Genomic DNA, 15,443 nt, shown 5'->3' on the forward strand with positions numbered 1-15,443 from the left:
GTGCATCTTGCGTGACCACACAATGAAGCCCCCAGACTAAAGCCAAACGCCGCGCTGTCTCCACAATGGGAGATAAAACAATCAAAGCCTGTTCAAAGGTGCATGAAAAAACACCATGCGTAAATGGCTCAAATCCCTTTCGTTCCATCTTGAGAGACAGAAGCAATACGCAAGAGATTTGTCGCACCGGGCGTTCCAAGGGGAACGCCAGCTGTCACAAGAAAGCGATCGCCCCCTTTACAAAAGCCTTCCTGAAATGCAATGGCTGCTGCACGATCAACCATATCCTCTAAACTCCGTGCATCTTGCGTGACCACACAATGAAGCCCCCAGACTAAAGCCAAACGCCGCGCTGTCTCCACAATGGGAGATAAAGCAATAATCGGTCTATTGGGACGTTCACGAGAAGCGCGCACACCCGTTGTTCCTGAAGCCGTATAGGCAACAATAGCTGCTAGCGCAAGTGTTTCAGCAATCTGACGCGCAGCAAGAGAAATCGCATCCGTTCCTGTTGATTCTGGTGCTGGATGCTGTGCCCCAACCTGAGCGGCATAAGTATGATCTTGTTCGATTTGCCGCGCGATTCGATCCATCATAAGCACGGCTTCTTCCGGATAACGACCAGAAGCAGATTCAGCAGACAACATCACCGCATCTGTTCCTGCATAAACTGCTGTAGCAACATCCGACACTTCTGCGCGTGTTGGAACAGAAGATGAGATCATTGATTCGAGCATTTGTGTTGCCACCACAACAGGCTTTCCTGCTAAACGACAAGCTTTTATGAGCTCCATCTGAAGTGCAGGAACCCTTTCCAAAGGCATTTCCACTCCGAGATCACCCCGTGCAATCATAATACCATCGGATACATCAATAATTTTCTCTATATGCTCCAAGGCTTGAGGCTTTTCGATTTTTGCCATCAAAGACACCTTGCTTTTCGTCAACCGACGCACCGCTATAATATCTTCTGGACGTTGAATAAAAGAAAGAGCAACCCAATCAACAGGCTGCTGTAAAAGAGCCTGAAGATCCTCCTTATCTTTTAACGTCATCGAATCAAAAGGCAAAATTGTATCGGGAAAACTGACACCCTTTCGATCAGAAATACGGGTTCCAGCAATCACGCGACACTGTATAGAATGACCATCACAAACTTGCGCACGCAGTTCCAGTTTTCCATCATCAATCAACAAGCGATCCCCTGGTTTAACAGCCGAAAATACATCCTCATGAGGGAAAAAAACACGCTGTGCATCACCAAGGACATCGCGATTATCTAACGTAAAGCTTTGCCCAACACGCAAATCTTCTTGACCCTTAGTAAAGCGCCCCACACGCAGTTTTGGTCCCTGAAGATCCACTAAAATACCAATGGGTCGCCGAACTGTTTTTTCCACTTCTCGTATAGACTTGACCAAATCACCCATCATATCACGATCAGTATGGCTCATATTAAGACGAAAAACGTCTGCCCCTGCCCTAAAAAGCTTCTCAATCATTTCACTCGAAAAAGAAGAAGGGCCAAGAGTCGCAATAATTTTTACTTTACGTGCACGTTTCACGGCGGAGAATTTCCTGAAAGAGAAGGGACAACAGAATTGTTTAACAAAGACTCATCCGTCAACTGTACCATCCAACTGGTTTGATTTCCGGTATCGATTTCTTTAAATTCAGCCTTTTGATATCCTCGAGGGAAACAATCATGAACCCCTTGAATGGTAAATTGGCTATCTTGCACACACATGGTTACAGAGCCTGCCCAATTCCCTTTTTTTTGTGCCCCTTCCGCATAAAAATAATAAAACCGTGAAGCAAGAGGCCCCTCAATTAAAGTTTTACACTCCGTCACGGGTACCGTCCACCAGCCTTCGCTCACCCACCCTGAAAATGTACGATATCCAAGAGCAACCCCTACAGACTGTTGGGTTGTATTACAAACCCTAAAGTCAGCTTTTGCAAAAACAACAAGGGGAAACAAGAGCAAAATGCTCAAAAGAAAAACCTTTAATCCTTTTTGAAACACCCAATATCGTTTTTTTAAAATCACAAAACTTCCTCTATAATGTCAAATTCTCAAAACAAATTACACACTTCTTTTTCAAAAGCTTTTCAAGTCTAAAACATATATTTTTACATTTTTCTTTTTATAGCCCTTTTATCAATGCATATATCTTAAAAATTTTACAAAATATTTAAAGTCAATTTGTAAAAAAGCTGTGTAGCTTGATTTACTTTTTGTTTTTCAAGCTTTTTCAACATAAATTCGTCGTCGAAAAACAACTTAGAATATATAACTTGGAGAAAAATACAATGAACGATACAGTAACCGATCAAACACACGCTATATCCGTAAACCAATTACGCTCTTTTATCGAACGTATTGAACGACTAGAAGAAGAGAAAAAAACTATTTCTGATGATATTAAAGACGTTTACACTGAACTTAAAGGCTCTGGTTTTGATAGTAAAGCCGTTCGCAGCATTATAAGGTTGCGTAAAAAAGAAGAGCATGAAAGAATGGAAGAAGAAGCCATCATTGAGCTTTATAAAAATGCGCTTGGTATGAATTAACGACATTGATAACATTTGATTTTTTAAGAAAAGAAAACGCAAAAAAACAAATGAATGTATAAAAATTTCACCCAACAATAAGCAGTTTGTGTAACTTGTAACGAGACTATCGGTCACAGAATACACAATATTGCAACAGCCCTCACATTTAAAAGGATTTATACAGAAAATTTTTATTCTTGTTCTTCAATTATTTTTATCCACACAAACCCTCACTTGTACGCCAATCCAGTTTGTGATGTGCAAGAGAGGTGATTTTTATGATTAAACATCAATAAATTTGAAGTGAGAAAGTCTTCCGATATTGAGAACTCTCTTCAAATTGAAAAAAATGAATGATGATGATAAATCAATTTATTATCTACGAAAATAAACATATGAAAGTGGTCAGCAGTTGAAATCCGCTAAACGAGAGTCTGAACTGTTTACAAACGAAGAAATGGAGATCTTCGTCTTTTAGGATAGGCAGAAATTCAGCATATTTACACATTTGATAAAAGACCCTTGATAGAACTTTAAATAGAACTTTATTCGAACTTATTGACAGAATCGTACAGATCATTGATTCGAGAGGTTAGAATGTGGTCTCTCCATTTCCCAGAAATCATCAAATAGTCTTTGGCATAGCCTTCTTGTTCAAAATGAAGGCGTTTTAATAAACGTTCGCTTTTTATGTTCTCAGGTCTATAATTTGCCATCACTCTATGCAGATGATAAACATGAAAGATATGGCGTATTAGCGCCGATAAACTCTCAAACATGAGACCTTTGCCTTGTTGTTTTTCATCAAGAGAAAAACCAAAATGACAGGCTTGAAAAACACCCCGAACCACATTTGTAAAGTTGACAATACCGATAATTGTGTTTTCATTTTTTAATCGTAGGGCATATCGATATGCTTGTCCTTGTGCACTTTCATAAGCAAATGCACTGGCTCGTGTTTCCCAAGCTGTTAGGCTGTGATACCCATCAGATCTTAACGGTTCAAAAGGACGCAGGTGATTCGCATTACGGAGGTAATAAGAAGACAGTTCAGCAGCATCTTCTAAACCGATCAATGTGGAAATTGTGCGCTGTGTTTTAATTGCCATCATTTTCTCCTCCTAGAAATGTCACAATAACACGTTGATTTATCCTAACAAATCATCACTTTTAAACTTAAATCATAATGTCGAATACAATAAGCTTTCCTCATCACAACACCTCTCACGTTAGAATCAATGAGGATCATTTGCTTTTCCGTCATAAGCGGGGGTGGTATGTTTAAAGCATAAGGTAAAGACAAGGGAATGTTTTTTACGAATGCTCTCAAATTTCAAGGAGCGCTGTAACAACATTGGGGACTGACAATGTGTGTAATGGAACTAGCATACTTCCATATACAAAATTTCGAAAAAACTCACAGCAAAGATAGTTTTGTTTCTTTGCCTTGTAAGCTCAGAGCATGCTTGTTTTGCGCTATCATATCACTATAGCTGCCCGCATACAAAACCCAATGACCATCACCTTGAAAAGCTATATATTACAGTGCGATTTAAAAAGTTTCTGCCATGACTCATCAACAACACTGTTCGCGCAAAATCCGCCATAAGATCTCGTAACAAATCCCAAAAAACGTGATAATGCAATATAAATCTCTTAAAATGTTTTAGATATTACTGTGAACACGCTTCCATTTCTTCGCGTAAAATTTCAAGTTCTAACCATTCTTCTTCTTTTTGTGTGCAAGTATTTTTCTTTTTTTCCAACGCTGTTGATAAACGCTCAAAACGCTCTTTATCACTGCGATAAAGGGCTGGATCAGAGAGCTCTTGTTCAATTTTTTTGATTTCATTTTGCAAAACAGCAATTTCTTCAGGCAATCTTTCCAATGCATAAACCTGCTTATAAGACAATTTACCTTGTGTTTTTTTCTCCCGCACGATCAAGCTATGATCTGTTGATGAATCCCGCTTTGAAAACTCTCCCGCATGAGATTTTGAAGGTGCTTTACGCTGCGATAATTCTGTTTTTTTGCGTTGTAAACTCAGAGCATGCTGGTTTTGCGCCATCATATCACTATAGCCGCCCGCATACAAAACCCACTGACCATCACCTTGAGGTGCCAACATATGCGTTACAGTACGATCTAAAAAGTCTCTGTCATGGCTGACCAACAATACTGTTCCCGCAAAATCAGCAATAAATTCTTGCAACAAATCCAAAGTTTCCATATCCAAATCATTGGTCGGTTCATCAAGAATCAAAAAGTTTGCAGGACGTGAAAGAAGTCGTGCAAGCATGAGGCGTGCTCTTTCTCCCCCGGAAAATTCTTTAAGAGGAGTGCGTGCTTGTTCAGGCGAAAATAAAAAGTCTTTCATATAAGAAACGACATGCCGCTCTTGTCCATTGATCACAAGAGTATCACCTCTTCCTCCCGTTAAATAATGCGCTAAAGTTTCTTCTTCATTTAAAATACGTTGCTGATCAAGCAATGCCATAGAGAGGTTATAGCCATGCCTCACCGTTCCACTATCCACGGCTTCTTGCCCAATTAATGCAGAAAGGAGCGTTGTCTTTCCGATACCATTGGGTCCTACCAAACCGATCCGATCACCACGCTGAATGCGCAAAGAGAAATCTTTCACAATAATGCGATCACCATAGGATTTTGAAATTTTCTTTGCTTCCAGCACCAATTGCCCAGAATCATGACTTTTCGCTGCTGTCAAAAGTGCATTTCCCGGCTGCCCTTTATAGGTTTGATGACGCTGTCTTAAGTTTTTTAATTCACCTAAGCGCCGTACATTACGCTTACGCCGTGCACTCACACCATAACGCAACCATTGCTCTTCACGAGCAATTTGGCGCCCCAATTTATGCTGTTCGATGGCTTCTTCTTCCAACGCTTTATCACGCCAATTTTCAAACTCAGAAAAACGCTTTTCCAGTCTTTTGGTTGTGCCACGATCAAGCCATACCGTTGACCGCGTAACATTTTCTAAAAATCGCCGATCATGGGAAATCACCACCATCGCTGAACGCAAAGACGATAAAACAGCTTCCAGCCATTCAATGGTTGGTAAATCAAGATGATTGGTTGGTTCATCTAAGAACAAAATATCGGGTTTTGCAGCAATAGCCCGTAACAATGAAACACGTCGCTTTTCGCCTCCCGAAAGCGTTTCCACTTTTTCCGCCCCCGAAAAACCTAAATTTGTGCGAAGTGTATTGATCCACTGGACATCAGATGTACCGTCCAGCCCCGCTTCCATATAAGCGTTAATATCTTCAAATCCTGAACAATCCGGATTTTGTGAGACATAACGGAGCGTCACTCGCGGGTGGCGAAAAATTTCGCCACCATGAGGCTCTAATATTCCTGCGGCAATTTTTAACAGGGTTGATTTTCCACAACCATTACGGCCAACCAGCGCAATACGCGCCCCCTGCTCAACCGATAAACAAGCTTGATTGAGCAAAGGCGTTTTTCCAAAATTTAAGAAAATGCGGTCGAGCCGCAGAAGCGGCACCGCCATTAACGAACGCGGCGCGGACAAGGTGCTTTATACATCACCCCTCTTGCATCACGGTAAGCACACAATTGCCGTACAGGAACTCTCTGTCCACAAGGCGCTTGGTAAACATGCCCTCTACGACCACGATACGTGCACAATTGTGATGCCTGTCTTTGTTGTTTTCTTTGATTTGCAGCCGCACCTGTTACTGTTCCAGCCAAAGCACCAAATGCTGCACCGGTAAGTGCTGCTCCAGGAGTACTTCCAGCAATAGCAGTTCCAGCCAAAGCACCGATTGCTGCTCCTCCTACGCCATAACGTGCAACGCGTTCATCGTTTGTAGTACAAGCGACTGAACTGAAACCAATGGCTGAAACAACGGCCACCTTAAAAATTGATTTTAACATATCAAAACCTTTCCTTCTCAAGATCAATACATAATATATCGTTTATGTCGGCACTTAATCACTAGGCCCCCCCCTGCCTTATTCAAAATATTATTGGAAGAGCTTTACGGAATAGGCACAGACGCTAACAATATAGCTTTTCCAGAACCTAAATGGCAAGAAAAGGTTCCACAAATACGGTTAGAAAGTGTTAAAGAAGAGCCAAATGACACATTTTTGTCACAAATTGGCCATTTTACCCCTTTAAGAGTTAACCCTTTTAAATCAGAAAAACCGATAATACTAAACAAACATCCCTTAGGCAAATCATACGAACGAGGTTTTGATAAAACCGGCCAACCTTCTTCCAAACCGCTTGTCAAAAACACTGAAACGCCCCTTTCAGCCATCATTAACGCTTGCGTCATATGAGAAAGGCTATGATCACTTCGCTCACCTCCCAAAGCACCGCACAAAATAAGCTTTTTTGCGCCATTTTGCAGCGCTCTTTCACAAGCCAGAGCACTATCTGTCATATCTTTATCAGAGGGAAAAACTTCACGCGGAACATGACTATATTTGCGTATTAAATTCTCATCTGACGAATCAAAGTCCCCTAACCACAACTCAGGCGACACATCAAGCGCTGCCGCATGACGCATACCACCATCAGCAGCAATCACCCGACTGTTTTGAATTTGATTAAGCAAACGATCAGTGATACGAACATCTCCATTTAATAATATCGTAAATGTTGTCATGCCATACTTTGCCTTTCACAAAATTTCCTTTACAGTGCATCCTTTTATCAGTGAGAGTCATTTTTTATAAACAAAAAGCGTGATATAGCCCAACGAATCCTTATCCCTAATGTCTTTCTTAAAGAAACATACGATACAAAGATACAAATGCAATTTGCCAAATTACTCCGCAGAAATAATGTGCACCATGGTCCAACGCACCCCATTTTTCAACGCAATTTTCTTTTTCACTCGTGCCTGTATAAAGCAACTTTCATAAGTTTAACGCTTCTCCTTTCGGCTTGTCATACACCCCTTTCTCAAAATGATAGACTTTCTTCCACTTCTTCTAAAACGATCAAACATACCAACAATCACAATATTTATGTCACATTAAGCGCTCTGCAACACCCACGTATTTTGCAAATGTATGGCGGCGCTTATTATAATGCAAAACTTGAACACCTTTTAGCAAAGATTGTCCGTAAACTGACAGTTGCATCCCATAGTTCTCATCAAAGCTATTCTGTAACCATTTTAAACTCAGAAAGTGTTAACGCATTTGCGCTCCCCAATGGCGCAATCTACATCACTCGTGGTATGCTGGCATTAGCCAATGATTCTTCAGAAGTTGCAGCCATTTTAGCCCACGAGATAGCACATATTAGAGCCAATCATGGCATTTTACGCCTGCAAAAAGAAGCCCAATTAAAGATGGCAAATCACGTATCTTCACATCTTCTTTCTTCTATTGGCAAAAAACTTCATACCCCTACGCAAAATAAGCAACAACTCGCACAATTTTCCCGCAATCAAGAGCTGGAAGCTGATTCCCTTGCACTAGAAATGCTCCAACAAGCAGGATATGATCCATTTGCTTCACCGCGCTTTCTTCAAACAATGGAAGCCTATAGTGCTTTGCGTAATATCTCCGGCACCCAAAATGCCTCTCTAGATTTTCTAGCTTCTCACCCAACCACCCCTCAACGCATTCGGCTTGCGATAGAAAAAGCGCGTAAAATCAGTAAAGGGAATAGTAAAACAACCGATCGCGATTTTTTTCTCAAAAGCATTGATGGTATGATTTTTGGAGGAGGATTTTATACAGGTTTTGTACGGGGCAACCAATTTATTCACCCACAGTTGCGCATAACTTTTTCTGTTCCAAACAATTTTACAATAGAATATTCAGCACACACTGTTTGGGCCAGTGGACCAAATAAAATTGCGATTCGTTTTGATGCTCTTCCGCATCCTGCTGGAATATCTGCGAGTGATTATTTGAAAAGCGGCTGGATTATCGGGCTAGACCAATCATCTATCCGCCCCATTACAATTCAAGGGCTCCCCAGTCAAGAGTTTACGCATCAAGGATTTCAAAGCCAAAATTTACTTGGAGCACGAGCCCATGCTACCAATGAGCAATGGCAATTTGATGTGGTTGTCATTCCATTCAACAACCACATCTTTCGTTTTTTGACAGCCGCCCCACATAATTCTCAAAATTTTGCAGAAGTTGCCCAAAAAACGCTACAAAGCTTTCATTCTCTTTCATCTTCACAATTAAAAAAACTGAAGCCCTTAAAAATCCGTATTGTCCGCGTTAAACAAGGAGAAAACATTGCAAATCTTGCAGATAAAATGCAATACACACCATATAAAGAAAAACTCTTTCGCATCCTCAACGCCCTCTCACCAACGCAAACTTTACCCGCAGGTACAAAAGTGAAAATTATTACAGAATAAGCCTTTTTCTCATCTGCTATAGTTTTGATTCTTTTCTATCTGTATCACGCCCCCCTTAAAACATATTCGCAAATGAAATGAAAAGGGACTCTTTAAAAACCAATTTCATCATGTTTTCATAGGCTTCCGTTTGATACATATTTCCTACCAACCAACATTCACCTCTATCTTCCTCTGCTTATCAGTAGCACCAAACACATCCCCAAGGAGGCATATTCCTAAACAAATCTGGCCATTCCCTAAAACTGACTTCATCACATTCTCATATGCCCCCACTTATACGTTCTCTTTCCTCCCCCCCCCCAAAGCCTTTCACTGCTTATATATCGTAAGCGTCTTCTGAATGAACGGTAAGGAGAGCAGAACGCAATTTTTGCAAAGCTCTAGCTTCAATTTGACGCACGCGCTCTTTCGAGATTCCTAACTTTTCACCCAAAACTTCGAGAGTCGCACCCTCTTCATTTAAGCGACGAAAGCGAATAATTTCCAACTCCCGTTCATTGAGAATTTGCAAAGCATCGTAAAGCCACTGTGTACGCCTTTGACCATCAATGACTTGCTCAATTAAAGCATCAGGAAGAGGACTATCATCCACCAAAACATCCATCTTAGCAATGGGATTATCACTGTTCTCAGAAACAGAAACACTCAAGGAATTATCAGAACTGGAAAAACGAAAATCCATCGTTTCAACATCGCGCACAGAAACGCCAAGCTTTTCAGCGATTGTGCGAAAAATATCCTGTTTTGACAAAGCACTATCATCTTGTATCAGTTTTGCACGCAAACGCCGAAGATTAAAGAAAAGTGCTTTTTGCGAAGAACTCGTTCCCCCTCGAACAATTGACCAATTTCGCAAAATATAATCTTGAATAGAAGCGCGTATCCACCACGTTGCATACGTTGAAAAACGTACTTCCCGATCAGGTTCAAAACGCGCAGCTGCTTCCAATAGTCCCACATACCCTTCTTGTACCAAATCCCCCAATGGCATTTTGAAACGTTTAAAGCGATTAGCGATAGCAATCACTAAACGCATATGAGCCGCTGCAATTTGATGCATGGCATCATCATCACGTTTGTCTTTCCACCGCAGAGCCAAATCATGCTCTTTTTGTCGTTCAAGATAAGGTGCTTGCATAGCAGAACGCATCATACTACGTCCTAAGCTTTTGTCTGCATCGCTATAATTTTTGCTGCTTTTATAAACAGCATTTGAAAGATTACCCATAATAACCCCTTGCGATTAAAATTATCAAAATTGATTTGGCAACGACATCATTGTTCTTCTCAAAAAGAACGCAAAAGTTGTTAACTTCTGTACTCACTACTTTAACGTGTAATTTTATAATCGCAATTGTTTTTTTCATTATCATGGTAAAACTTTTTGTCATGAGACACAATTTCACCTGCAAAATGCCTTTACAATATGCCTTTTAGCCTATGAAATATTTGAAAAAACTTTCTCTTCATTTTTCATGACAAAACAGCAAAAAAATAAAATGACCATGCAAAACAAATGCTGTTTTTTGATAACCGATACCGTTTCCTTTTAAACTGAAGAATTTATTTATGCTTTCAGCTTTACATTACAACTAATAAGTGTAATTTGCAAATATAAAGCACTAAAACTGAATGAAAACTGAATAAAAAAAGAATCATCCAAGTTTTAAAGGTGCAAAAAGAAACATCAAAAAACGACAAGAGTGATTGAAGCAAACGCAACAAACGTGTTAAAGAAAGAGAACCATTATGAAATTGTCGCAAAAAACTTTTGACCAATTTCGCACTGAGAAAGAAAATGATCATGGATAGCAAGATTGTTCAACAGAATGAGATTCTTCAAGATGATATTCTCATTGAAAAACATGGAAGGGGTAAATTTGAAGGTTTTCGTTTTTATGCCAACAAAAACAGTACCGATCAAATAGCTGACAAGCAAATTTCAACAGAGAATGAAAATTTGATTCTTGCTTTTTCCAAACGCGCGACACGTTTTTGCGCTTGTGCAAATGGAGATTTTACCCTCAGTTCTGATGGAATTGTGCGCTGGATTGGCCAACCCGTAGGACAACTTGTAGCAACAGAAGATTTTTTCAAACCAAAACTGATTGTCTTAGCAGATGAACAACTCACAGGAGAATCCCGCAATAACGTTGTGAAGCGACTAGAACGCTTTGTCACCTTTCATTTTGAAACGACTTTAAAACCTCTATTTGATTTGCGTAATGCTGATAATTTAACGGATTCAACAAACAGTCTTGCTTTACAACTTTTTAACTCTTTAGGGATTTTACCACGCCGCGAAGTCTTAGACGTCGTCAAAAAACTTGCGCAAGAATCACGTGCCGTGCTTCGGCGACTAGGTGTGCGTTTTGGCGCTTTTCACATCTATGTTGCCGGAATGCTTAAACCTGCTCCGGTTCAAGCCATTACCCTCCTGTGGAATCTTCAAAATGCGCAACAAGATCAAACTGGTTTGGGTGAAATTTTGTCAGCATTATCTGCTGGTCGAACCTCTTTGATTGTTGACCCTACCTATAACCGTCAATTTTATCAATTAGCCGGCTACCGAATCTTAGGACAACGTGCTGTACGGATTGATATTTTAGAACGTCTTGCCAATCTCATCCGCCCCGCACTGCATTGGAAACAAGGAAGTGATCCTAAACCCGATGGCGCCTATGATGGAAAAAGTTTTTTTGTGACACCAGCCATGATGTCCATTCTTGGAGCCAATGGAAATGATATGGAAGAAATCCTCAAAGGACTTGGTTATCAATCGTACAGCATAAGCAATACTATTTTTGAACAAAATCTCCTTGCACACCAAGCCTCTTCCCCTGTCAATGGGACAATGCAAGATGTTCCTGCAGCAGAATGCGTTGGCAGTCAATGGCAAGCAATAAGCGATTCAAAAACAACACAAGAAGAAAAAAATACCTCATACCCAAACATTTTATCCTCTGATATTGAACAACATCTCCATAAAACCAATCGTTTACCAGCAGCTGAACCTGTTGGGAATTTTGCCAAATCTCCTCTCCCTACAGAAAAAGATAAGGTTATTTTATTATGGCATTATAGGCATCCATTTCACCAACACGCGCAAAAAAAACGTGATAAATTAGGAAATAAGTGGCAAAATAAATCGACGAACACTGTAAAAAAAGCGGAACACACAAATGAAAAGTCCCCTCAAGAAGCACTATCACAAGCAAAACGCTCTCATAAGTTCCACAAATCCCAAGGAAAACATGCAAATCATAAGCCTTTTCAAAAAGAAAAGCGCCTTAACCCTGATTCACCTTTTGCAAAATTAGCTGTACTACGCGATCAACTCACCAATCATACAAACACGCACACACTTTCCTCTAAAGAGAATTAAAGTAACAAATGGAGTTTGATCTTGACCCACGTAGTGACCGACAACTGCATTCACTGCAAATATACGGATTGCGTTGAAGTCTGCCCTGTTGATTGTTTTTATGAAGGGGAAAACATGCTTGTTATTCACCCCGACGAATGCATCGATTGTGGTGTTTGTGTGCCAGAATGCCCAGCAGAAGCGATTTTACCTGATACAGAACCAGGATTAGAAAAGTGGTTAGAACTTAATCTTCATTATGCAAACAAATGGCCTAATCTAACCACCCGAAAAGATCCTTTTCCTCAAGCAAAAGAAATGGATGGCGTTCCAAATAAATTAGAAAAGTATTTTTCAGAAAATCCAGGAAGTGGTGAAGAGTAATGATACAGTGTACACTCTCCTCCTTCAACGATTGAAAGACTTCCCTTGTAAAAATAAAAAATCCTTAAGCGAAATGATTGATTCTTTGGAAGTTTGATGTTAGTGTTATTTTAACATGATCATCTTTCTAAGTATTTTTCTTTGCTTGTTGTAGTAAAGCGATGTATTTTTTTTGGATTTAAAAGTACTCGGCTTTTATGCTCACTTAATTGGTACAATATACTTGGTTAAAGAAAACTCAACCCTCAGGTTTATAACCTGTTTTCCGATACATTTGTTGATCATAAGGGAGTAAACTAAAATATGGCATCCCAACATGGAACGTCTTCCAAGACCAAAGAATTTGCAACCTCTGAATATATCGTCTACCCTACGCATGGAGTAGGACAAATTATAGCGATTGAAGATCAAGAAGTTGCAGGACATAAATTGAAACTTTTTGTCATTCATTTCGCGAAAGATAAGATGGATGTCAAAGTCCCTATTGCAAAAGCCCTTTCCGTTGGAATGCGTAAATTATCTGCTAGTGATTCTGTCGAACGCGCCTTAAAAGTTTTACACGGAAAGGCCCGCGTTAAACGAACCATGTGGTCACGTCGTGCACAAGAATATGATGCTAAAATCAATTCCGGAGATCTTATTTGTATCGCCGAAGTAGTCCGTGATCTTTTCCGCTCTAATCTACAGCCTGAACAATCGTACTCTGAGCGCCAACTTTATACAGCTGCTCTTGAAAGAATGGCCCGCGAAATTGCGGTTATTAATAGTCTTTCTGAAACAGAAGCTATCAATCTCATAGAGATGCATCTCTCCAACAAACCGGAACGCGAATTTAAAGCTGAGAGAGAAGAAACAGATGAAAACAGTAAAGCTGTCTACGCTGCATAATACACTCTTTCATCATAATGAGATATTTTGATAAAACCAGCTTTTCGCTGGTTTTATTTTTTAACATCCTCTCTGTCCTTAAGGATAAACTTTCTTAAACCAGCGCCAATCTATAAACAATCTAACTTTTCGACAAATTCCTCCTCCTCATTTTCTTGCTTCATAGATAAAAAATTGATTAATCATCATAATCTAGCATTATTCATATTAAATTAGAATCTTGAATATCGTAAGATTTTTCATTTCAAATTTCTCTCATGTTGAATCAATGACAATCACTTGCTTGTCAATCACAAGCGGGGCTGATCTTTGGGTAAAAACTATACAAAAAGAGCGAGAAGTGTCTCAAGCACCAAAAGATATAGCAACATTGGAATCTAGCAAAATGTGTAAGGATGCAGGCTTACTTTTTTATCAAGCATAAAGATCATAGTGCCGTTTATACACTACACCAAGACTTTACCCTTCTACAAAACCATTATAACATTCAAAAACGCCATCATAAAATGGATGCAACAAATATTGAAAAATATTCCTTTTAAAAAACGCGTAACGGTACAACATAAGCATATTTTGTCTTGGGCACTCTATTTTGCATGAGAAACATTCCCCATTAAAGAACGAGAAAAACAAAAGCATGAAATAAACCATTATCTCCATTCTATAAAAGGCATTTCAAATACTTTTGAAAGCTGTAAAGCTAATTTTAAAAATAACAATAAAAATAAACGTTGGCATTGCCCCTTACAACTTCATATTTTTCTAAAATGAGGTTATATTTTCATTTCAGAGATTACGAGATATACGCAAGTATTCTTACTCCAATCAGACATACAAAATCTAGAACGATTCATAGAACTCTAAAAGTCTCAATCTCTGTTTTAAACAGACCGCTGAAAATTGGATATTGATGAACAGATAACAAAAAAATCACAAACTTAGGTAAGCAACACCATAAAATCATTCATAAACCAGCTATGTACCGGAGAGTCATACCAACTTTGATAAAATACTTTGCTCAACCCCATACATAACACATCTGGTTTTAAGTTTACTTATTTTTACAAGCTGTTCGTAACAAATCCCTTATATTCACAAAAATAAGAAAAATATATGGACAATTCTTAGTTTAAAAATATGAAAATGAAATGTGATATTCATAGAAAAGTCTCATGTGTCTTTATCATCAAAAGCACTAAAGATTATTGAATGTGTACACCTTCTGTCTTGTAACGATTTTCTCTTTTCTGCTCATAAGAAAACACGCTGGCATCATCATACACTTAACCCCCAATGTTACAACAATCCTTACATTTGAAAGTATTCATTATAGACATTTTTTCCTTTCTTATAGAATGTTCACCCACATGCCCACCCCACTTGTGACCGAAAAGCAAGGGATTACCATTGATTCAACATGAGAGAAATTTAAAATGAAAAAATCCTACGATAGACCTTTCATTCAAGACGCAAAAAAACGAATGATCTTTATAAATCAATGTGATGTAAATCTCTATTTTTTACTGAGAATCACATGTCACAATGTAAGCCTCTAGACAAACCATTGCCTTAAATATTCTCATAAAAAACACCGGTATGCTTAAAGCCTTGCATGGGACAACCGCCTTAAACGACGATATTTTATGGTCTAATAGGATCCCCCCTAAAGTAAGTAAAAATTAAGTGCGATACAAAATGCTTCCATTACTGAGCTAACTTATATCAATACCCCAGCTCTTAACGAAATCATCATAAAAAGCACTGACATAAGCAATCCTTTATAGCCTCTCAAGAAAAAGCGAAAAACACATCTTACCAAATGCATTCACCCATGAATCAAAGGAAACTTAATACTGGAAAA

General features: G+C 39.2%; 12 protein-coding genes and 1 pseudogene. 5 read left to right on the forward strand and 8 right to left on the reverse strand.

Annotation, left to right across the window (positions count from 1 at the left end; translation table 11 throughout):
* Window positions 1-128 precede the first annotated feature (128 nt).
* Both pyk and ACFIK6_RS03875 read right to left on the reverse strand, forming a co-directional pair.
* Complete coding sequence (gene pyk, locus ACFIK6_RS03870; protein ID WP_375656481.1) at window positions 129-1,565, reverse strand: pyruvate kinase; 1,437 nt, start codon at window positions 1,563-1,565, stop codon at window positions 129-131.
* Window positions 1,562-2,050, reverse strand: coding sequence for a DUF1036 domain-containing protein (locus ACFIK6_RS03875; RefSeq protein ID WP_273723143.1), 489 nt, complete (start codon window positions 2,048-2,050; stop codon window positions 1,562-1,564). Before ACFIK6_RS03875 ends, pyk begins: the two co-directional genes overlap by 4 nt.
* Window positions 2,051-2,313: 263 nt before the next feature.
* Between ACFIK6_RS03875 and ACFIK6_RS03880 the strand changes: the two genes are divergently transcribed.
* Window positions 2,314-2,574 (forward strand): DUF2312 domain-containing protein, encoded by a 261-nt coding sequence (locus ACFIK6_RS03880; RefSeq protein ID WP_005774567.1) that lies wholly within the window; start codon window positions 2,314-2,316, stop codon window positions 2,572-2,574.
* 527 nt (window positions 2,575-3,101) lie between these two features.
* Here the strand turns inward: ACFIK6_RS03880 and rimJ are convergent.
* The 5 genes and pseudogenes from rimJ to ACFIK6_RS03905 all read right to left on the reverse strand — a co-directional run bounded on the left by rimJ (window position 3,102) and on the right by ACFIK6_RS03905 (window position 7,218).
* Window positions 3,102-3,665 (reverse strand): ribosomal protein S5-alanine N-acetyltransferase, encoded by a 564-nt coding sequence (rimJ, locus tag ACFIK6_RS03885; RefSeq protein ID WP_375656504.1) that lies wholly within the window; start codon window positions 3,663-3,665, stop codon window positions 3,102-3,104.
* A 317-nt stretch (window positions 3,666-3,982) separates the two neighbouring features.
* Window positions 3,983-4,181, reverse strand: a pseudogene (locus tag ACFIK6_RS03890) (ABC transporter ATP-binding protein); the annotation flags it as partial.
* Between the two features lie 48 nt (window positions 4,182-4,229).
* Window positions 4,230-6,092, reverse strand: a complete 1,863-nt coding sequence (locus tag ACFIK6_RS03895) for an ABC-F family ATP-binding cassette domain-containing protein (protein WP_375656505.1) — start codon at window positions 6,090-6,092, stop codon at window positions 4,230-4,232.
* On the reverse strand, window positions 6,092-6,478 hold the full coding sequence (locus ACFIK6_RS03900; protein ID WP_375613186.1) for a hypothetical protein: 387 nt from the start codon (window positions 6,476-6,478) through the stop codon (window positions 6,092-6,094). Before ACFIK6_RS03900 ends, ACFIK6_RS03895 begins: the two co-directional genes overlap by 1 nt.
* A 104-nt stretch (window positions 6,479-6,582) precedes the next feature.
* Entirely contained in the window at window positions 6,583-7,218 is a 636-nt protein-coding gene (locus ACFIK6_RS03905) for a thiamine diphosphokinase (RefSeq protein WP_375641851.1), read from the reverse strand.
* Window positions 7,219-7,365: 147 nt separating this feature from the next.
* Here ACFIK6_RS03905 and ACFIK6_RS03910 point away from each other — a divergent pair, with 147 nt between their 5' ends.
* Entirely contained in the window at window positions 7,366-8,943 is a 1,578-nt protein-coding gene (locus ACFIK6_RS03910) for a M48 family metalloprotease (protein ID WP_375677388.1), read from the forward strand.
* Window positions 8,944-9,262: 319 nt separating this feature from the next.
* On the opposite strand, the gene ACFIK6_RS03915 is transcribed toward ACFIK6_RS03910, so the two are convergent.
* Window positions 9,263-10,174, reverse strand: a complete 912-nt coding sequence (locus ACFIK6_RS03915) for an RNA polymerase factor sigma-32 (RefSeq protein ID WP_273723131.1) — start codon at window positions 10,172-10,174, stop codon at window positions 9,263-9,265.
* Window positions 10,175-10,744: 570 nt separating this feature from the next.
* Between ACFIK6_RS03915 and ACFIK6_RS03920 the strand changes: the two genes are divergently transcribed.
* The 3 genes from ACFIK6_RS03920 (at window position 10,745) to ACFIK6_RS03930 (ending at window position 13,582) form a co-directional block, all read left to right on the forward strand.
* Window positions 10,745-12,331, forward strand: a complete 1,587-nt coding sequence (locus ACFIK6_RS03920) for a hypothetical protein (protein ID WP_375641853.1) — start codon at window positions 10,745-10,747, stop codon at window positions 12,329-12,331.
* 21 nt (window positions 12,332-12,352) lie between these two features.
* Window positions 12,353-12,694 carry a ferredoxin FdxA gene (gene fdxA, locus ACFIK6_RS03925; RefSeq protein ID WP_375641854.1) on the forward strand — a complete coding sequence of 114 codons (342 nt, stop codon included), beginning with the start codon at window positions 12,353-12,355 and terminating at the stop codon, window positions 12,692-12,694.
* Window positions 12,695-12,997: 303 nt separating this feature from the next.
* Window positions 12,998-13,582 (forward strand): CarD family transcriptional regulator, encoded by a 585-nt coding sequence (locus ACFIK6_RS03930; RefSeq protein WP_375641855.1) that lies wholly within the window; start codon window positions 12,998-13,000, stop codon window positions 13,580-13,582.
* Window positions 13,583-15,443: the final 1,861 nt, after the last annotated feature.

The sequence above is a fragment of the Bartonella sp. AS69XJJH genome (genome assembly GCF_042195585.1).
Lineage (GTDB): Bacteria > Pseudomonadota > Alphaproteobacteria > Rhizobiales > Rhizobiaceae > Bartonella.

What these genes read in the sequence shown, in the direction of transcription:
- ACFIK6_RS03880 (WP_005774567.1), top strand. Translation starts at nt 2,314, where the DNA reads ATGAACGATACAGTAACCGATCAAACACACGCTATATCCGTAAACCAA.
- ACFIK6_RS03895 (WP_375656505.1), bottom strand. Translation starts at nt 6,092, where the DNA reads ATGGCGGTGCCGCTTCTGCGGCTCGACCGCATTTTCTTAAATTTTGGA.
- ACFIK6_RS03915 (WP_273723131.1), bottom strand. Translation starts at nt 10,174, where the DNA reads ATGGGTAATCTTTCAAATGCTGTTTATAAAAGCAGCAAAAATTATAGC.
- ACFIK6_RS03910 (WP_375677388.1), top strand. Translation starts at nt 7,366, where the DNA reads ATGCAATTTGCCAAATTACTCCGCAGAAATAATGTGCACCATGGTCCA.
- ACFIK6_RS03905 (WP_375641851.1), bottom strand. Translation starts at nt 7,218, where the DNA reads ATGACAACATTTACGATATTATTAAATGGAGATGTTCGTATCACTGAT.
- ACFIK6_RS03920 (WP_375641853.1), top strand. Translation starts at nt 10,745, where the DNA reads ATGATCATGGATAGCAAGATTGTTCAACAGAATGAGATTCTTCAAGAT.
- ACFIK6_RS03900 (WP_375613186.1), bottom strand. Translation starts at nt 6,478, where the DNA reads ATGTTAAAATCAATTTTTAAGGTGGCCGTTGTTTCAGCCATTGGTTTC.
- ACFIK6_RS03930 (WP_375641855.1), top strand. Translation starts at nt 12,998, where the DNA reads ATGGCATCCCAACATGGAACGTCTTCCAAGACCAAAGAATTTGCAACC.
- rimJ (WP_375656504.1), bottom strand. Translation starts at nt 3,665, where the DNA reads ATGGCAATTAAAACACAGCGCACAATTTCCACATTGATCGGTTTAGAA.